Source organism: Mycobacterium sp. KBS0706 (genome assembly GCF_005938675.2).
GTDB lineage: Bacteria > Pseudomonadota > Alphaproteobacteria > DSM-16000 > Inquilinaceae > Inquilinus.
Genome location: NZ_VCCH02000046.1, coordinates 44,167 through 60,775, shown reverse-complemented (window position 1 = coordinate 60,775; position 16,609 = coordinate 44,167). Strand labels below are relative to the sequence as shown.

General features: G+C 68.8%; 21 protein-coding genes. 15 read left to right on the top strand and 6 right to left on the bottom strand.

Annotated features, from left to right (window positions below; genetic code table 11):
* Positions 1-232 precede the first annotated feature (232 nt).
* Complete coding sequence (locus FFK22_RS23655; protein ID WP_138888883.1) at positions 233-1,117, bottom strand: alpha/beta fold hydrolase; 885 nt, start codon at positions 1,115-1,117, stop codon at positions 233-235.
* A gap of 350 nt (positions 1,118-1,467) precedes the next feature.
* Between FFK22_RS23655 and FFK22_RS23650 the strand changes: the two genes are divergently transcribed.
* The 3 genes from FFK22_RS23650 (at position 1,468) to FFK22_RS23640 (ending at position 4,960) form a co-directional block, all read left to right on the top strand.
* Positions 1,468-2,094, top strand: a complete 627-nt coding sequence (locus FFK22_RS23650) for a TetR/AcrR family transcriptional regulator (protein WP_138888884.1) — start codon at positions 1,468-1,470, stop codon at positions 2,092-2,094.
* A complete protein-coding gene (gene hlyD, locus FFK22_RS23645; RefSeq protein ID WP_138888885.1) occupies positions 2,091-3,089 on the top strand; it encodes a secretion protein HlyD in 999 nt (332 codons plus the stop codon). Before FFK22_RS23650 ends, hlyD begins: the two co-directional genes overlap by 4 nt.
* Positions 3,090-3,202: 113 nt before the next feature.
* Positions 3,203-4,960: an ATP-binding cassette domain-containing protein gene (locus FFK22_RS23640; RefSeq protein ID WP_138888886.1), complete on the top strand. Its 1,758-nt coding sequence runs from the start codon at positions 3,203-3,205 to the stop codon at positions 4,958-4,960.
* A 13-nt stretch (positions 4,961-4,973) separates the two neighbouring features.
* Here the strand turns inward: FFK22_RS23640 and FFK22_RS23635 are convergent, their stop codons facing one another.
* Together FFK22_RS23635 and FFK22_RS23630 are read right to left on the bottom strand one after the other, a co-directional pair.
* Entirely contained in the window at positions 4,974-5,318 is a 345-nt protein-coding gene (locus FFK22_RS23635) for a DNA-binding transcriptional regulator (RefSeq protein ID WP_138888887.1), read from the bottom strand.
* Positions 5,284-5,568, bottom strand: a complete 285-nt coding sequence (locus FFK22_RS23630) for a BrnT family toxin (protein WP_221938799.1) — start codon at positions 5,566-5,568, stop codon at positions 5,284-5,286. Before FFK22_RS23630 ends, FFK22_RS23635 begins: the two co-directional genes overlap by 35 nt.
* A 74-nt stretch (positions 5,569-5,642) precedes the next feature.
* On the opposite strand from FFK22_RS23630, the gene FFK22_RS23625 reads away from it, so the two are divergent.
* Positions 5,643-6,806, top strand: a complete 1,164-nt coding sequence (locus tag FFK22_RS23625; RefSeq protein WP_138888889.1) for an ABC transporter permease — start codon at positions 5,643-5,645, stop codon at positions 6,804-6,806.
* A gap of 1 nt (position 6,807) precedes the next feature.
* Entirely contained in the window at positions 6,808-7,917 is a 1,110-nt protein-coding gene (locus tag FFK22_RS23620; RefSeq protein ID WP_138888890.1) for an ABC transporter permease, read from the top strand.
* Between the two features lie 151 nt (positions 7,918-8,068).
* Here FFK22_RS23620 and FFK22_RS23615 read toward each other — a convergent pair whose 3' ends face one another.
* Both FFK22_RS23615 and FFK22_RS23610 read right to left on the bottom strand, forming a co-directional pair.
* The gene (locus FFK22_RS23615; RefSeq protein ID WP_138888891.1) at positions 8,069-8,263 is read right to left on the bottom strand and encodes a hypothetical protein; all 195 of its coding nucleotides are present in this window, start codon (positions 8,261-8,263) and stop codon (positions 8,069-8,071) included.
* A 141-nt stretch (positions 8,264-8,404) separates the two neighbouring features.
* Complete coding sequence (locus FFK22_RS23610) at positions 8,405-8,599, bottom strand: hypothetical protein (RefSeq protein ID WP_138888892.1); 195 nt, start codon at positions 8,597-8,599, stop codon at positions 8,405-8,407.
* 149 nt (positions 8,600-8,748) lie between these two features.
* Between FFK22_RS23610 and FFK22_RS23605 the strand changes: the two genes are divergently transcribed.
* The 7 genes from FFK22_RS23605 (at position 8,749) to FFK22_RS23575 (ending at position 14,127) form a co-directional block, all read left to right on the top strand.
* Positions 8,749-9,684, top strand: coding sequence for a GGDEF domain-containing protein (locus FFK22_RS23605; protein ID WP_138888893.1), 936 nt, complete (start codon positions 8,749-8,751; stop codon positions 9,682-9,684).
* Between the two features lie 108 nt (positions 9,685-9,792).
* Positions 9,793-11,016, top strand: coding sequence for a benzoate/H(+) symporter BenE family transporter (locus FFK22_RS23600; RefSeq protein WP_138888894.1), 1,224 nt, complete (start codon positions 9,793-9,795; stop codon positions 11,014-11,016).
* A 34-nt stretch (positions 11,017-11,050) separates the two neighbouring features.
* Positions 11,051-11,809 carry a hypothetical protein gene (locus FFK22_RS23595; RefSeq protein ID WP_221938798.1) on the top strand — a complete coding sequence of 253 codons (759 nt, stop codon included), beginning with the start codon at positions 11,051-11,053 and terminating at the stop codon, positions 11,807-11,809.
* Positions 11,810-11,817: 8 nt separating this feature from the next.
* Entirely contained in the window at positions 11,818-12,348 is a 531-nt protein-coding gene (locus tag FFK22_RS23590) for a GNAT family N-acetyltransferase (RefSeq protein ID WP_138888895.1), read from the top strand.
* A gap of 79 nt (positions 12,349-12,427) precedes the next feature.
* Positions 12,428-13,075, top strand: coding sequence for a glutathione S-transferase family protein (locus tag FFK22_RS23585; RefSeq protein ID WP_138888896.1), 648 nt, complete (start codon positions 12,428-12,430; stop codon positions 13,073-13,075).
* A gap of 83 nt (positions 13,076-13,158) precedes the next feature.
* Complete coding sequence (locus tag FFK22_RS23580) at positions 13,159-13,542, top strand: nuclear transport factor 2 family protein (RefSeq protein WP_138888897.1); 384 nt, start codon at positions 13,159-13,161, stop codon at positions 13,540-13,542.
* 27 nt (positions 13,543-13,569) lie between these two features.
* Positions 13,570-14,127, top strand: a complete 558-nt coding sequence (locus FFK22_RS23575; RefSeq protein WP_138888898.1) for a sugar O-acetyltransferase — start codon at positions 13,570-13,572, stop codon at positions 14,125-14,127.
* A gap of 6 nt (positions 14,128-14,133) precedes the next feature.
* Here the strand turns inward: FFK22_RS23575 and FFK22_RS23570 are convergent, their stop codons facing one another.
* On the bottom strand, positions 14,134-14,550 hold the full coding sequence (locus FFK22_RS23570; RefSeq protein WP_138888899.1) for a GFA family protein: 417 nt from the start codon (positions 14,548-14,550) through the stop codon (positions 14,134-14,136).
* Positions 14,551-14,625: 75 nt separating this feature from the next.
* On the opposite strand from FFK22_RS23570, the gene FFK22_RS43140 reads away from it, so the two are divergent.
* The 3 genes from FFK22_RS43140 to kdpA are packed head-to-tail and all read left to right on the top strand — an operon-like array spanning position 14,626 to position 16,595.
* Positions 14,626-14,766 carry a hypothetical protein gene (locus FFK22_RS43140; protein ID WP_186002619.1) on the top strand — a complete coding sequence of 47 codons (141 nt, stop codon included), beginning with the start codon at positions 14,626-14,628 and terminating at the stop codon, positions 14,764-14,766.
* Between the two features lie 8 nt (positions 14,767-14,774).
* Entirely contained in the window at positions 14,775-14,864 is a 90-nt protein-coding gene (gene kdpF, locus FFK22_RS23565; protein ID WP_138888900.1) for a K(+)-transporting ATPase subunit F, read from the top strand.
* 21 nt (positions 14,865-14,885) lie between these two features.
* Entirely contained in the window at positions 14,886-16,595 is a 1,710-nt protein-coding gene (gene kdpA, locus FFK22_RS23560; protein ID WP_138888901.1) for a potassium-transporting ATPase subunit KdpA, read from the top strand.
* Positions 16,596-16,609: the final 14 nt, after the last annotated feature.

Below are 16,609 nucleotides of genomic sequence, written 5' to 3'. Positions count from 1 at the left end.
CCGGGCGATCGACATCTGGATCTCGACCAGCTCCGACAGCACGCACAGATCCGCCGCCCGCTCCTCCTCGGAAGCGGGCGGGGTCTTCGTGGTCGAATCGGTCTGCGTCTTGCTCATGGAACATACCATGAACAAGATTGCAGATTAATACAACTGCACAATGTGTTTAGAGCGCAGTGGTGCTCGCCGGATCCTTCGCCGTCATGGCGAGGCGCGTATCTCCAGCGTTCCGCTACCCCCGCTTGAGGTGAGCGAGGATCCCGGCCGCAATCCCGTCGAGGAGCGGCAGCGGCAGGTCATGCCCCATGCCTTCGGCACCATTCTCGGGATGCCCGTACCATACGGCCCCCGGGATCTCCTTGTGCGTGGCGTGGCCACCGGAGATGTTGATGAGCGCGTCCTCGTTGCCATGGATCACGAGAGCCGGGACGGTCACGCCCTTGAGCGCTTCTGTGCGATCGAGTGCGCCAAGGATCGCGGCGACCTGACGGAGGCCGCCCCCGGGGTGGCCGAGCGACCGCTCATATCCCGCCCTGGCGAGCGCCCGGCGGTTCGGCTCCTCCTCTTCGGCATATGTCTTCGAGCCGATCAGCTTGAACAGCTGATAGACCTGCTCGATCGCCTCCTCCGGGTCGGACGGGAGCGGCTTCGCCAGCTCGTCATAGACGCCCTCCTCGGCGCCGCCGACCTCCGGGTTGCCGGTGGTGCTCATGATCGAGCACACGCTGCGCGCCCGCGCGGGATGATCGATCGCCAGCCGTTGCGTGATCATGCCGCCCATCGATGCCCCCACGATATGGGCCTTGTCGATATTGAGGTGATCCAGCAACCGGGTGGCGTCCTTGGCCATGTTGCCCAGGGTATAGGCGAAGGGCGCGTTCCCCACCCATTCCGTCCGGCCGCTGTCGCGATTGTCGAAGCGGATGACCCGATAGCCCGCGGCCACGATCGTGTCGACGAGCGGCTGCGGCCAATAGATCAGCTGGGAGTTCAGGCCCATGATCATCAGAACGGGCGGATGCGACGGAGCGCCCTCGACCCGATAGCACAGGTTCAGGCGACCTTTCTGAAGACCGCTCTCACAATCGATCTCGACGAATAGATCGTTGGATGTCATGAATTTCCTCCAGCATTTGCATTGTGCAAGTGTTGCAGAATCCAGATCAAGGCATCGACTACAACTTCGTTCGGAATGTTCAAATTTTAGATAATTGCGCGAAATTGCAAAATAAACACAACCATTTAGATATGGAGAGCAAAACAAATTCAATAATTTGGTGAGTAGAGACTGTGATCTTGAGATGATTTAGTCCTATCTGTCAATAGATCGCCTCCATATACATCCAATCGTCACAGTGTGGCGTGCCTCGCGGTTGTGGCCCAGATCCGGGCAGCCGTCCTTGACTCCTGTCGGTCTTTCGCTAATAACTGACTGGTCAGTCATTAACGAAGGCGAGCGGACCGGTCATGGCCCAGGCGGTGCGGAGACGGCGCAAGGAGGCGCGGCCGGCGGAGCTGCTGGAGGCGGCGTTCGAGCTGTTCGTGGAGCGGGGCTTCGCCGCGACGCGGATCGACGACATTGCCGCCCGCGCCGGGGTCAGCAAGGGCACGGTCTATCTCTACTTCCCCAGCAAGCAGGCGGTGTTCGAGGCGCTGGTGCGCCAGGCGGTGCTGCCCAATGTCGAGCGGTTGATCGGCGAGACGGCGCAGCCCGGCGCCCCGGTGCTGGAGATCCTGCCGCGGCTGCTGCGGGCGATCACCGGCACCATGGCCGGGTCCTCGCTGCTGCAGTTCCCGCGCCTGATCATCGCCGAATCCCCGCAATTCCCGGAGCTGGCGCAGTTCTGGCGCCAGACCGTGATCGACCGGATGCTGGGCGTCGTCTCCGGCCTGATCGAGCGCGGCATCGCCGCGGGTGAGATCCGGCCGGTCGATCCCGTGGATGCGGCCCGGCTGATGATCGCGCCGCTGCTGATGGCGGTGATCTGGGGCACCACCTTCGTCCGCCAGGACGAGAACTTCGACCTCGCCGTTTTCATCGACCGGCATCTCGACATCTATCTGCGCGGCCTGGCGGCGGAGAAGCAGCCATGAAGATCCGCATCGCCATCCTCGTCCTGGTCGCGGCCGCGGTCGCCGCCGGCTGGTGGTTCGACCTGCCTGGCCGGCTGGGCTGGCGCCAGGGGCAGGGCGACACGCTGACCCTCTACGGCAATGTCGACATTCGCCAGGCCGAGCTCGGCTTCCGCGTCTCCGGCCGGCTGGTCGAGATGAAGCTGGAGGAGGGCGAGGCGGTGACCGCCGGCCAGGTGCTGGCGCGGCTCGACGACCGGCCGTTCCAGGACAGCCTCGCCGCGGCCAAGGCCAGCGTCGGGGCGCGCCAGGCGGATCTCGACAAGCTGGTGGCCGGCCCGCGAGCCGCGGAGATCGCCCAGGCCCGCGCCACGGTGGCGGAACGCGAAGCCGATCTGGAGAACGCCAAGCTGGCCTTCGACCGCACCCAGCAGCTGCGCCAGAGCGGCAACGCCCCGCAATCGACGCTGGACCAGAACCAGGCCGACCGCGACATGGCCCGGGCCCGGCTGGAGTCGGACCGGCAGGCGCTGGAGCTGCTGCTGGAGGGCAACCGGGCCGAGGACATCGCCGCCGGCCGGGCCAACCTCGCCGCCGCCCAGGCCGACCTCGCCACCGCCGAGACCTCGCTGGCCGACGCGACGCTGAGCGCCCCGGCCGACGGCATCATCCTGTCGCGCGTGGCGGAGCCGGGGGCGATCATGGCGCCCAGCAGCGTCGCCTATGTGCTGTCGCTGACCAAGCCGGTCTGGATCCGCGCCTATGTCGCGGAGCCCGATCTCGGCCGGGTCCATCCGGGGCTGATGGTCGAGGTGGTCACCGACACCAGGCCGGACCGACCGTACCGCGCCCGCATCGGCTTCGTCTCGCCGGTCGCCGAGTTCACGCCCAAGACGGTGCAGACGCCGGAGCTGCGCACCGACCTGGTCTACCGCCTGCGCATCATCGTCGACGACGCCGACCCGGCCTTGCGCCAGGGCATGCCGGTCACCGTGCGTGTGCCGAAGGGGGGATGAGATGGCCTTCGCTCCAACGCATTCGCTGATCTTCGGGGAGCGATCCGATTGCCTCTCCCGCTTGCGGGAGAGGCAACGCGCCCCGATGGCACGGGCAGCTCGGGGATAGGGGCATGCCGACCAGCACACCCAACCCAACTCCGGCTCCTGCAGACCTGGTCCGCATCGACGGCGTCACCAAGCGCTTCGGGCCCGGCAAGCCGGCGCTCGATGCCGTCAGCGCGGCGATCGGCGGCGGCCGGATCACCGGGCTGGTCGGGCCGGACGGGGCGGGCAAGACCACGCTGATCCGGCTGATGACCGCGCTCATGTGGCCCGAGGAGGGCACGCTGACCGTGCTCGGCCATGACAGCCGGGCCGAGCCGGGACCGATCCAGGCCGCGATCGGCTACATGCCGCAGCGTTTCGGCCTGTATGAGGACCTGACGGTGCAGGAGAATCTCGACCTCTACGCCGATCTCCGCGCCTTGCCGCAGGCGGAACGGCCGGCGGTCTATGACGAGATCCTGACCTTCACCGACCTGAAGCGCTTCACCGGCCGCCTGGCCGGCAAGCTGTCCGGCGGCATGAAGCAGAAGCTCGGCCTCGGCTGCGCCCTCTTGCGCAAGCCGCGCCTCTTGCTGCTGGACGAGCCGGGCGTCGGCGTCGACCCGATCTCGCGGCGCGAGCTGTGGGGCATGGTGCAGGACCTGACCCGCGAGGGCATCGGCGTGGTCTGGTCGACCGCCTATCTCGACGAGGCCGAGAAATGCGACCGGGTGCTGCTGCTGAACGAAGGCCAGCTGCTCTACGAGGGCGAGCCGGGCGGGCTGACCCGGCGGGTCGAGGGCCGGGTGTTCCGGCTGACCGGGGTCGATGGGCGGCGGCGGCAGGTGCTGGCCGCGGTGTTGGACCAGCCCGGCGTGATCGACGGCGTGATCCAGGGCACCGCGATCCGGCTGGTCGCCAAGGATGTGGCGCAGCCCCCGACGCCGCCGCAGAAGGCCGGCCCGGCCGCGAAGATCGGCCCGGCGGCGCCGCGCTTCGAGGATGCCTTCGTCGACATCCTCGGCGGCGGCCCCGGCGGCCGGTCGAAGCTGGCCGAGGCGCGCGAGACGCTGCCGCCGCGCGACGGGCCGGTGATCGAGGCACGCGGCCTGACCAAGCGCTTCGGCGACTTCACCGCCGCGGCCGACATCAGCTTCGACATCCCGCGCGGCGAGATCTTCGGCCTGCTCGGCCCCAACGGCGCCGGCAAGTCGACCACCTTCAAGATGCTGTGCGGCCTGCTGAAGCCGACGGCGGGGGAGGGGCGGGTGGCTGGCTTCGACCTGCGCCGCGACAGCGCCGAGGCGCGCAACCGGCTGGGCTACATGGCCCAGAAATTCTCGCTCTACGGCGATCTCAGCGTCGCCCAGAACCTCGATTTCTTCGCCGGGGTCTATGGCCTCGACCGGCGCCGGGCGCGGCGGCAGATCGGGCTGATGACCGAGATCTTCGCGCTCGGTGACGTGCTGGCGCGCTCGGCCGGCACCCTGCCGCTCGGCTTCAAGCAGCGCCTGGCGCTGGCCTGCGCCGTGATGCACGAGCCCGAGGTGCTGTTTCTGGACGAGCCGACCTCCGGCGTCGACCCGATCAGCCGGCGCGAGTTCTGGACCCATATCAACGGCCTGGTCGAGAAGGGGGTGACCGTGCTGGTCACCACCCATTTCATGGAGGAGGCCGAATACTGCGACCGGATCTCGCTGATCTATCGCGGCCGCTCGATCGCGCTGGGCTCGCCGGACGAGCTGAAGGCCGGGGTGGCGGGCAAGGACCGGCCCGACCCGACCATGGAGGACGCCTTCATCGCCCTGGTCGAGGCCTCGGATGCGAAGCAGGAGGCGGCGTGATGGGCCCTTCCGCTCACCGGATCGCGTTCAGCGCCTGCCAGCCGAGCCGGTCGACGATCACCAGCAGCGATCGGGCCGGGCCGCTCGGGCGTTTCCGGTGCTGTTCCCAATCCGCGACCAACTGCTTGCCGACGCCGATGCGATCGGCGAAGGCCTGCTGTGTCAGGCCGAGGCGCCGGCGCGTCGTGGCGACGTCGATCTCCGGCGGATCCGCCCGCCCGGTCCGGGCGGCGATGGCGTCGGCCATGTCGGGCGCCGTGTCTGGATCGGTGGCGATCTGGGCCGCGATCTCTTCGTCCGTCGTGGCGTCGACGCGAACCCAGTCACTCTTGCTGGGCCGCCCACGCTTGGTAGGCATTGGTTTCTCTCCTGTTGGCCTTGCGGAAGCTGATGATCCGGCGGATCGAGTCACGATCGGTGTAGACCGCAACGCAGACCCGGCCTCGCATCCGCCCGATCGCGATGACGCGAAGCTCGCCGTAGTCGCTCCGGTCGTCTTCGATTTCGACCACCGGCCCCTGCCGCCACATCAGGGCAGCATCCGCGAAGTCGAGGCCGCGGAGGGCTATGTTGGCGGCGTTCTTGGCGGGATCGAAGTCGATATCCACGCAAGGGTATATACGCCGGGAGCGCATTTCTCGTCACTAGAAAATACGCCTGAAGCGTATTTCGGAGATGAGGCATGACCGCCGCCGCCGTCCCCGAGGCCCCAGCCATCTCCCGCGCCGACCGCCTGCGCCGGTTCGGGGCGCTGCTGCGCAAGGAGAGCCGGCAGATCCTGCGCGACCCGTCCAGCCTGCTGATCGCCGTGGTGCTGCCGGTGCTGCTGCTGTTCCTGTTCGGCTACGCCCTGTCGCTCGACGCCGACCACACCAAGGTCGGCGTCGCGGTGGAAAGCCCGGGGCCGGAGGCGCGCGACCTTGCCGCCAGCTTCCAGGCCTCGCGCTATTTCGACGCCCGCATCGGCACCGACCGGCGGCAATTCGCCGAGGACCTGGTGACCAACCGGGTCAAGGGCATCATCGTGATCCCGGCGACCTTCGCCGCCGAGGCGGCGCGGCCGGGCGGGACGCCGCAGATCCAGATCCTGGTCGACGGCACCGACCCGAACACCGCGAACTTCGTCATGGCCTATGCCCAGGGCGCGCTGTCGAGCTGGCGGGCGCAGCGGGCCGCAGGCCAGGGCGCCGACGGCGCACCGATGATCGATGTCGAGCAGCGCGTCTGGTTCAACCAGGAGCTGGTCAGCCGCAACACGCTGGTGCCCGGCGCCATCGCCATCGTCATGACCATGATCGGCACGCTGCTGACCGCCCTGGTGGTGGCGCGGGAGTGGGAGCGCGGCACGATGGAGGCGATGATGGCGACGCCGGTGACCGCGGTGGAGCTGCTGGCCGGCAAGGTGCTGCCGTATTTCCTGCTCGGCCTGGCGTCGCTGACCCTGTGCACCGTCGTTGCCGTGTTCCTGTTCGGGGTGCCGTTCCGCGGCTCGGTCGGGGCCCTCTACCTGGTCTCCGCCGCCTTCCTGTGCCCGGCGCTGGGGCTGGGGCTGATCATCTCCTCCGCCACCAAGAACCAGTTCCTGGCCTCGCAGCTGGCACTGGTCGCGGGCTTCCTGCCGGCCTTCCTGCTGTCGGGCTTCCTGTTCGAGATCAGCTCGATGCCGCAACCGATCCAGTGGCTCACCACCATCCTGCCGGCGCGCTACTACGTGCCGGCGCTGCAGACCGTGTTCCTGGCCGGGGACATCTGGCCCTTGTACCTGCGCAACATGGCCGTGCTGCTGCTCGAGGGTGCCGTCCTGTTGGCCCTGGCGGCGCGGCTGACCCGGAAGAGGCTGGCCTGACATGTGGCGCCGCCTGAAGGCTTTGATCGTCAAGGAGCTGCTGGCCGTGCTGCGCGACCCGCGCGGCCGGATGATCCTGATCGTGCCGCCGATCATCCAGCTCTTCGTCTTCGCCTATGCCGCGACGATGGAGGTGAAGAACGTCGACATCGCGCTGCTCGACCGCGACCGCGGCGCCTGGAGCCAGGAGCTGGTGCGGCGGGTCGAGGGTACGCCGACCTTCCGCATGATCGTCCCGGTCGACACGCCGGAGGCGCTGCGCCGGGCGATCGACCGGCAGCAGGTGCTGGTGGCGGTGCAGATCGGGCCCGGCTTCTCGCGCGACGTCGCCGCCGGCCGGCCGGCCGATGTCCAGGTCATCCTCGACGGCCGCCGCTCCAACGCCTCGCAGCTCGCCGGCAACTACCTGTCGCAGATCGTCGCCGGCATGGCCGCCGACGCCGCCAGCCCCAGCGGCGTCGCCGACCAGCCGGATGCGGCGGTGCCGCGCTTCTGGTTCAACCCGGCGCTGGACACGCAGTGGTTCATGGTGCCGAACCTGATCGCCGTGATCGCGGTGCTGATCGGGCTGATCGTCACCGGCCTGACCATCGCGCGCGAGCGGGAGCTCGGCACCTTCGACCAGCTGCTGGTGTCGCCGCTTCGGGTGCATGAGATCCTGCTGGGCAAGACCATCCCGTCGCTGCTGATCGGCTTCGCCCATTGCAGCTTCTACCTGCTGGCGGCGGTGGTCTGGTTCGGCTTGCCGCTGCGCGGGTCGCTGGGCATGTTCTATGCCGGCGTGTTCTTCTACCTGCTGGCCCTGATCGGGATCGGTCTGTTCATCTCCGCGCTGTCGGCGACGCAGCAGCAGGCGATCCTCGGATCCTTCATGTTCATGATCCCGGCGACGCTGATGGGCGGCTTCGCCACGCCGATCGAGAACATGCCGGGCTGGCTGCAGCCGGTGACTTATCTCGACCCGCTGCGCTATTTCATCATCATCGTCCGCGGCGTGTTCCTGAAGGGGCTGCCGGTCGAGGAGATGCTGCGCAACACCGTGCCGCTGGCGCTGATCGCCCTGGTGACGCTCAGCGCGGCCGCATGGATGTTCCGCCGCCGGATGGAGTGACCGGCCTCAGAGCCCGTTTGGAAATGCCACTGGTGCGGCCGCCTGACGGCGGACTCGAAGCTTCCGGTGCTCACGGACCCAAACGTCCGCTGCGCGCCGGTTCTCGAAACCACCGCCATCCGACTCACACCAGCGCATTCCAAACGGTCTCTCAGGGCTGCGGAACGATCGGATTGTCGGAATTCACGCCGGGCTCCGCGTTCGGATCGTCCTGGCTCTCAACCGTGGTCGTCGGGTCGCGGACCTGGAGGTTGACCTTGTCGCCCGGGATGACGGGCGTGGAGCAGGAGGCCAGGATCAGGCCGGCCAGAACCAGCGGAAGGATTGTGAGTGCCGGACCCCGCATGGCTCAAACTCCTCGGATGAGACTGTTATGGTGCGGAGATGGAAACCAGATTCGCCTTCTGCGATCGCCTGCGCTGCAAAGCCGCATTCGAGGCGCCCCCCCGGGTGACGTGGACTCGGTTTTCGTTACAGCCCAGAAACCTCAGGGCAGCGGCACGGTCCGGTTGTAGGGATCCTCGCCGGGAGCGGCGGTCGGCTGGGTCCGGGACTGGGCCGAGGGCGTCGGGTTGTGAATCGACAGGTTGAAGTTATCCCCCGGGACCTCCGGGGACGAGCAGGCGGCCAGGGCGATGCCGGCCACGATCATCGAAAGCAACGCCACTGCCGGATGCCGCATGATTCATACTCCCCCTGACCGCCACCATCGCCGTTCGATGGCATCGAGTCTCATCCTACGATCCTCCTCGCCGTCCTCCGCCGCAAGCCGTATCCGCAAGACTCGACGGTACTCGCCCCGCACCCGGATCTGGGTCATGATGGGGTATTATGGACAGCGTTCTCAAAACCCTCGTTCAGATGTTCGATGGGACGTCGGTTCTGGTTGCTGCCTATGACGAGTTCGACCGGCTGCGCTATGCCAACCCGGCCTTCCGGGCCGCCTTCTTTCTCGACGAGACCGAGACGCCGCTCTGGTCCGAGATCATGCGCCGGAATCATGATGCCGGCCGGGGCTCGGTGATCCGGGCGAAGGATTTCGAGGCCTGGCTGATCTCGACGCAGTCCCGCCGTGGCAAGACCGGCTTCCGGGCCTATGAGACCGATCTGGTCGACGGCCGCTGGCTGTGGATGACGGAAAGCGTCCGCGGCGACGGCTGGATGCTTTGCATCGCCAGCGACATCACCGGCCTGCGGGCCGAGGATCGGGCCGTGCGCCAGGACCGGGACTTCGCCGTCAAGACATCCTACACGGACGAGCTGACCGGCATCGCCAACCGCCGCTTCGTCACCGAGCGGATCGAGGAGATGCTCCGCCGGCCGCCGTCCAAGGCCGGCGTCCCCGGCTGCATCGGCCTGCTGGACATCGACAATTTCAAGCTGGTCAACGACCGGTACGGCCACCAGGCCGGGGACCTCATCCTGCGCGACTTCGCCCAGCGGATCTCCGGCATGATCCGGCGGTCCGACTGCTTCGGCCGGGTCGGCGGAGAGGAGTTCGTCCTGGTCCTGCCGCGCACGCCGATCGGGCAGGCGGCCCTGCTGGTCGAGAGGATGCTGGCCGTCGTCCGCACCGCCCGGCCGTTCGCCGACCGGCCGGACGTCGCCTACACCTTCTCCGCCGGGCTGGCGGAGGGCCGATCCGACGACACGGCCGCCAGCCTCTATGCGCGGGCGGACAAGGCGCTCTATTCCGCCAAGATGGGCGGCCGCAACCGGATCTATTGCGACGGTTCGGAGCCGGACCGGCCGGCGATCGCGCAGTAGCCGGCGGTTGTATCCAAACAATTGATCTGTTTCGGACCGGGCCGACTGGCTTTAGCTTCCGGGCCGCCGGGCGGCAGGTCTGCCCCGGCCCACTGCAGAGGCCCGGCGATGCGGACCGACACCTCCTTCGACGACGCGCCAAGCGGTGCGGACCTGGCGCCGCGCGGCGGCTCGGCGCTGCAGCCGGTCGCGGCCGGGCTGCTGGCCGCCATCGTCGGCTTCGCCAGCGCCTTCACCGTGGTGCTGCAGGGCCTGACGGCGGCCGGCGCCAGCCCGGCCCAGGCGGCCTCCGGGCTGCTCGCGGTCTGCATCGGCCAGGGGCTGCTGGCGATCCTGCTGTCCTGGCGCTCGAAGCTGCCGATCAGCATCGCCTGGTCGACCCCCGGCGCCGCGCTGCTGGTCGCGACCGGCATGCCGGCGGGCGGTTTCGCGGCCGCGGTCGGCGCCTTCCTGGTCGCGGCTGCCCTGGTGGTCGCCGCCGGGCTGTGGCGTCCCTTCGGCCGGCTGGTCACCGCGATCCCGACGCCGCTGGCCAGCGCCATGCTGGCCGGGGTGCTGCTCGATCTCTGCCTGGCGCCGGCCAGAGCCGTGGGATCCATGCCGATGCTGGCCCTGCCGGTCATCCTGGTCTGGGCGCTGACCTGGCGCTTCGCCCGGCTCTACGCCGTGCCCGCCGCCGTCGTCACGGCGGTGGCGCTGATCGGCTTGACCACTGCCGTGTCGCCCGAGGCCTTCGCCCGTCTGTGGCCGGAGCCGGTCTTCATCGCGCCTGCCTTCTCCACCGGGGCGCTGATCGGCATCGCCGTGCCGCTGTTCATCGTCACCATGGCGTCGCAGAACGTGCCCGGCCTGGCGGTGCTGAACGCCAACGGCTACCGGCCGCCGGTGGGGCCGCTGTTCGTGGCCACCGGTGCGACCAGCGCCCTGACGGCGCTGTTCGGCGGCCACGCGGTCAACCTGTCGGCGATCACCGCGGCGCTGTGCGCCTCGGCCGAGGCCCATCCCGACCCGGCGCGGCGCTGGCCGGCGGCGGTGGTGGCCGGGGCCGTCTATGTCGGGCTCGGCCTGTTCGCCGGCTTCGCCGCCGCCTTCATCGCCGCCTCGCCGCCGCTGCTGATCCAGGCGGTGGCCGGCCTCGCGCTGCTCGGCAGCCTCGGCGGCGCCCTGTCGACCGCGCTGGCGCGGGAGGAGGAGCGGCTGCCGGCGGTCGTCACCTTCGTCACCACCGTCTCCGGCCTCTCCCTGTTCGGCATCGGCGCCGCCTTCTGGGGCCTGGTGGCCGGCGGCGCCGTGCTGGCGCTGGACCGGCTGCGGGGCTCGGCGCTGCCATGACAAAGCCCGAAGCCTGGTGTCTCTGGAGCCGATCGTGTCCGGAGGGGGATTCGCCTTGAAGATCGCTTTGTCCATCGTCGCTCTGCTCGCCGGCCTGTCCTGCGCCGCCGCGCAGGAACTGGCCATCCCTGCCGTGACCTATCCCGCGCTGCCTCGCGAGGCGGCCTCGGCCGAGGGCTTCGTGCCGCCGGGCTGGCAGCTGGAGGCGCAGGCCAGGGGCGACCTGAACGGCGACGGCAAGGCCGACCTCGCCTTCGTCCTGCACGCGACCGACCCGAAGAATGTGGTGGCCAATCCGGACGGGCTCGGCGTGAAGTCGCTGGACACCAATCCGCGCATCCTCGCCGCCGCCTTCGCCCGGGTGTCGGGCGACGGCTACGATCTGGTGCTGGAGAACCACGCCCTGATCCCGCGCCGCACCGACCCGGTCATGGACGACCCCTTCGACTCCGTCGCCGCCAGCGGCCTCGAGGTCGCCCGCGGCACGCTGCGCCTGCGGCTCGGCGTCTTCGCCAGCGCCGGCTCGTGGGGGATGTCGAACATGACCTGGACCTTCCGCTGGCAGACCGGCCGGTTCGAGCTGATCGGCTACGACCGGACCGACACCAACCGCGGCAGCGGCGAGATCGAGGGCCTCAGCGTCAACTACCTGACGCGACGGGCGAAGCGGACCGTGGGCTCGATCGAGAGCGACGCGGAGAAGACGCGTTGGGAGACGCTGGCGCGCGGCCCGCTGCTGAGCCTGGACGAGGTCGGCGACGGGCTGGAATTCGATCCCGACAGCCGGCGCTGAGGCCAGCGATGATCCTGCTGACGCCGCGACTCCGGCTGCGGCCCTGGCGGGAGGCGGATCGCGACGCCTTCGCCGCCCTCGCCGCCGACCCCGAGGTGATGCGCGACCTCGGCGGGCCGCTGGATCGGGCGCGCAGCGACGCCAAGCTCGACCGCTACCGCGCCGCCTTCGACCGGCACGGCTTCTGCCGCTGGGCGGTCGAGAGCCTGTCGGAGGAGGTCCTCGGCTATGCCGGGATCATGCCGCTCGAGCCGGATCATCCGCTCGGCCCGGGTGTCGAGATCGGCTGGCGGCTGATGCGCCGCGCCTGGGGGCAGGGCTACGCCACCGAGGCCGCGGCGGCGGCGCTGCAGGACGGGTTCGGCCGGCTCGGCTTCGGCGAGATCCTGGCCTGCACCGCGCCCGACAACCTGCGGTCGCAGGCGGTGATGGGGCGGCTGGGCCTGCGGCGCGATCCGTCGCGCGACTTCACCGCGACCTATGACGGCACGCCCTGGCACGGCCTGGTCTGGGCGGCCCGGCCGCCGGCGGGACTCTGATCGCGGACATCCCACCATGGGATGTCGGACTCTCGTCCGGCCGATCGTCTTCAAGACAGGCAAGACTTGGAGAACGACGATGGCCATCACCATTACCGCCTTTGAACGCTCGCCCGATCGCGGCAAGGGGCTGGCGCGGGACATGCGCGTTCGCTGGGCGCTCGAAGAAGCGGGCCGGCCCTACGATGTTCGTCTGCTTTCGTTCAAGGCGATGCGGGAACCCGCGCATCTCGGCCTCCAGCCTTTCGGGCAGATCCCGACCTATGAGGAAGGCGATCTCGCCTTGTTCGAGTCGGGGGCGATCGTGTTCCATATCGCCGAGCGCCATGGGGGCCTGCTGCCGGACGATGCGAATGCCCGGGCGCGCGCGGTCGCGTGGATGTTCGCCGCGCTCGACACGGTGGAGCCGCCGATCTTCGACCGCTCCCTGGTCAGGATCCTCGAACGCGACGAGCCCTGGTACGAGCAGCGCCTGCGGTTCCTCGAGAACAGCATCCGCAAGCGGCTGGGCGACCTGTCCCGGCACCTTGGCGATGCCGACTGGCTCGATGGTGCGTTCAGCGCCGGTGACCTGCTGATGGTGACGGTGCTCCGCCGGCTGCAGGGATCGGATATCCTGGAGGAGTACCCGAACCTCTTGGCCTATGTCGCCCGGGGCGAAGCGCGGCCTGCATACAAGCGCGCTTTCGACGCTCAGCTGGCGGTTTTCGCGGCCTCGAAGGCGTGATCCGGCAACGCAAACTGGGACGTCGACCCCCGTCGCGCGCGGAGGCAATATCCTGCGCTCGATCCCCTGCCGAAAGCCTTGAGATGACCGATGCTGCCGACCACGCCATCCGCCGGCGACGCGAGGCCTTCAATCGTGCCCTGGCCGGGGCGGATCTGAAGGCCATCGGTCCTCTCCTGGCGCCGGCCGCCATTCTCGTCGCGGGCACTGACAGCGCCGTCATCTCCGGCCGCAAGGCCCAGCTCGAAGCCTGGGAGCGCGAATTCGCCGCGTCCATGCGCACGATCTACACCCGCACCCCCGACACCATCCTGGTCTCGCCGGTCGAGCCCATCGCCCTCGAGCACGGCCATTGGCAGGGCGTCGCCGGCGGCCTGCCCCTCGCATCCGGCACCTACACCGCCAAATGGCGCAAGGCCGGCGCGGAATGGGTGATCGAGGCCGAGATCTACCTCACCCTCGCCTGACAGGCTGCACGCGGACGGAAACAACACATGGCGAGTGACGACCGCACCAGGATCATTCCCAGGCGAACGCCGGAATCGGCGGCCATGACGGCGAGCGTCAAGCGGGCGATGGCGCTCACCGCCGCGCTCAACCGCCTGACGTTCGACGATGCGGCTCAGATCCGGGCCCTGTTCGGCGATCTGATCGGCAAGACGGTCGACGACAGCTTTCTGTTGATCCCGCCGTTCTTCACGACCGGCGGGACCGATATCAGCGTCGGGCGCAATGTCTTCATCAATCAGAACTGCACCTTCTACGACCTGGGCGGGCTCGACATTGCCGACGACGTGATGATCGGGCCGAATGTGAGCCTGATCACGTCCGGCCATCCGATCGAGCCGGCACAGCGGCGCAGCTGCGTCGTCGCCAAGCCGATCGTGATCGAGAGGAATGTCTGGATCGCCGCCGGCGCGATCGTCATCGGCGGCGTGACGATCGGGGAGAATTCGGTCGTCGCGGCGGGCTCGGTCGTCACCAGGGACGTTCCGCCGAACAGCCTGGTCGGCGGAAATCCGGCGCAGGTCATCCGTTCGATCGCCGGCTGAGGAACGCTACGCGCCGCCGGCTCCGGGCGGCATGCCGTCGAATTCCGGCAGGCCACCGGCGATCCGGTCCCAGGGCTGGCGGCTGCGGACGTTGATCGCGTCGTCCGGCCGGATCGCCGACGGATCGTCCAGCGACCCGGCATAGAGCGTGGCCGTGCCGGGATCCATCTCGGCGGTGCCGAAGAGCTGGCTGCCGCAGACCGGGCAGAAATGGCGCAGGGCCTGCAGCCCGCTGCCGCCGGTCGCGGCATAGCTGCGGATCTCGCCGCGGACGGTCAGGGCCGCCCGCGGCACCCCGACATAGGTGGAGTGGCCGGCGCCGCTGGCGCGCTGGCACGACCGGCAATGGCAATGTCCGGTGTAGACGGGATCGGCCGCCACCTCGTAGCGCACCGCCCCGCACAGGCATCCGCCCGTCATCATCCGTCGTCTCCCAAGCCCGGCCCATTGCCCCGGCCAGCATAGCGGAAATCCCGATCGAATTCTTATGCGCTGCGGGTGTCTGATCCGCGCCGATCACACGAGTCCGCAGGCCATCTGCGGAAAGGAGACTTCGTGCTCGACGTTCTGATGCTCGCCCTGGCCGCGGCGTTCTTCGCCGTCGGCCTGGGCTACGTGCTGCTGTGCGACCGGCTCTAGAGGACGCGATGACATTCGACCTCATCCTCGGCGGCGCCGTATCCGTGCTTCTGCTCGGCTACCTCGTCTATGCCCTGGTCCGACCCGAAAAATTCTGAGCCAGGAAAGCTGAGACAGCCATGACTCTCAACGGCTGGATCCAGATCGCGCTCTACTGCGCGATCGTCATCCTCCTCGTGCGTCCGCTCGGCGGCTACATGACCCGGGTCTTCGCGGGCGAGCGCACCTTCCTCTCCCCCGTCCTGCGCCCGGTCGAGCGGCTGTTCTATGCCGCCGCCGGCGTGCGCGAGGACCGTGAGCAGCACTGGACCGGCTATGCCTTCGGCATGCTGATCTTCAGCCTGGTCAGCGTCGTCGTGCTGTACGCACTGCAGCGCTTCCAGGACGTGCTGCCGCTGAACCCCGCCGGCATGTCGGCGGTGCCGGAAGGCCTCGCCTTCAACACCGCGGTCAGCTTCGTCACCAACACCAACTGGCAGTCCTATGGCGGCGAAAGCACCATGGGCTACCTGGTGCAGATGGCCGGGCTGACGGTGCAGAACTTCGCCTCCGCCGCGGTCGGCATCGCGCTGGCCATTGCCCTGGTGCGCGGCTTCGCCCGGCGGTCGTCCCAGACCATCGGCAATTTCTGGGTCGACCTGACCCGCTGCGTCCTCTACGTGCTGCTGCCGATCTGCATCGTCGCCACGATCTTCTTCGTCTGGCAGGGCGTGCCGCAGAATTTCGGCGACTATGTCGACGCCACCACGCTGGAAGGCGCGCACCAGACCATCGCCCAGGGGCCGGTGGCCTCGCAGCTGGCGATCAAGATGCTGGGCACCAATGGCGGCGGCTTCTTCAACGCCAACTCCGCCCATCCCTACGAGAACCCGACCGCGCTGTCGAACCTGGTGCAGATGGTGCTGATCTTCGCGATCGGCGCCGCGCTGACCAACGTCTTCGGCCGCATGGTCGGCAATGAGCGCCAGGGCTGGGCGATCTTCGCCGCCATGGGCACGCTGTTCCTCGCCGGCGTCTTCATCGCCTATTGGCAGGAAGCCGGCGGCGGCCATCTGCTGGCCTCGCTCGGCGTCGACACCACGCTGGGCAACATGGAGGGCAAGGAGGTCCGCTTCGGCGAGGCCTTGTCGGCCCTGTTCGCGGTGATCACCACCGCCGCCTCCTGCGGCGCGATCATCGCCCAGCATGACAGCTTCACCGCGCTCGGCGGCATGATGCCGCTGATCAACATGATGCTGGGCGAGGTCGTCATCGGCGGCGTCGGCGCCGGCCTCTACGGCATGCTGCTGTTCGTCGTCGAGGCGATCTTCGTCGCCGGGCTGATGGTCGGCCGCACGCCGGAATATGTCGGCAAGAAGATCGAGGCCAAGGAGGTCAAGATGACCATGCTGGCCCTGCTGATCCTGCCGGCCTCGATGCTGGGCTTCACCGCTCTGGCGCTGTCGACCGAAGCCGGGCTGGCCGGCATCCTCAACCCGGGGCCGCACGGCTTCACCGAGGTGCTGTACGCCTACACCTCGGGCACGGCGAACAACGGCTCGGCTTTCGGCGGCCTGACCGCGACCTCGCTGTTCTATACGATCACCCTCGGCTTCGCGATGCTGATCGGCCGCTTCCTGATGATCGTGCCGATGCTGGCCGTCGCCGGGTCGCTCGCCGCCAAGCGCAGCCTGCCGCCATCCTCCGGCACCTTCCCGACCACCGGGCCGCTCTTCGTCGGCCTGTTGATCGGCGTCGTGCTGATCATGGGCGGCCTGACCTTCTTCCCGGCCCTGGCGCTGGGTCCGATCGTGGACCAGCTCGCCTCCGCCGCCGGCACCCTGTTCTGATCGGACATTCGGTC

Bases quoted from the DNA above. Each gene is read 5' to 3' on its own strand.
- FFK22_RS23655 (WP_138888883.1), bottom strand. From the start codon at position 1,117: ATGACATCCAACGATCTATTCGTCGAGATCGATTGTGAGAGCGGTCTT.
- FFK22_RS23650 (WP_138888884.1), top strand. From the start codon at position 1,468: ATGGCCCAGGCGGTGCGGAGACGGCGCAAGGAGGCGCGGCCGGCGGAG.
- hlyD (WP_138888885.1), top strand. From the start codon at position 2,091: ATGAAGATCCGCATCGCCATCCTCGTCCTGGTCGCGGCCGCGGTCGCC.
- FFK22_RS23640 (WP_138888886.1), top strand. From the start codon at position 3,203: ATGCCGACCAGCACACCCAACCCAACTCCGGCTCCTGCAGACCTGGTC.
- FFK22_RS23635 (WP_138888887.1), bottom strand. From the start codon at position 5,318: ATGCCTACCAAGCGTGGGCGGCCCAGCAAGAGTGACTGGGTTCGCGTC.
- FFK22_RS23625 (WP_138888889.1), top strand. From the start codon at position 5,643: ATGACCGCCGCCGCCGTCCCCGAGGCCCCAGCCATCTCCCGCGCCGAC.
- FFK22_RS23620 (WP_138888890.1), top strand. From the start codon at position 6,808: ATGTGGCGCCGCCTGAAGGCTTTGATCGTCAAGGAGCTGCTGGCCGTG.
- FFK22_RS23615 (WP_138888891.1), bottom strand. From the start codon at position 8,263: ATGCGGGGTCCGGCACTCACAATCCTTCCGCTGGTTCTGGCCGGCCTG.
- FFK22_RS23610 (WP_138888892.1), bottom strand. From the start codon at position 8,599: ATGCGGCATCCGGCAGTGGCGTTGCTTTCGATGATCGTGGCCGGCATC.
- FFK22_RS23605 (WP_138888893.1), top strand. From the start codon at position 8,749: ATGGACAGCGTTCTCAAAACCCTCGTTCAGATGTTCGATGGGACGTCG.
- FFK22_RS23600 (WP_138888894.1), top strand. From the start codon at position 9,793: ATGCGGACCGACACCTCCTTCGACGACGCGCCAAGCGGTGCGGACCTG.
- FFK22_RS23590 (WP_138888895.1), top strand. From the start codon at position 11,818: ATGATCCTGCTGACGCCGCGACTCCGGCTGCGGCCCTGGCGGGAGGCG.
- FFK22_RS23585 (WP_138888896.1), top strand. From the start codon at position 12,428: ATGGCCATCACCATTACCGCCTTTGAACGCTCGCCCGATCGCGGCAAG.
- FFK22_RS23580 (WP_138888897.1), top strand. From the start codon at position 13,159: ATGACCGATGCTGCCGACCACGCCATCCGCCGGCGACGCGAGGCCTTC.
- FFK22_RS23575 (WP_138888898.1), top strand. From the start codon at position 13,570: ATGGCGAGTGACGACCGCACCAGGATCATTCCCAGGCGAACGCCGGAA.
- FFK22_RS23570 (WP_138888899.1), bottom strand. From the start codon at position 14,550: ATGATGACGGGCGGATGCCTGTGCGGGGCGGTGCGCTACGAGGTGGCG.
- kdpF (WP_138888900.1), top strand. From the start codon at position 14,775: ATGACATTCGACCTCATCCTCGGCGGCGCCGTATCCGTGCTTCTGCTC.
- kdpA (WP_138888901.1), top strand. From the start codon at position 14,886: ATGACTCTCAACGGCTGGATCCAGATCGCGCTCTACTGCGCGATCGTC.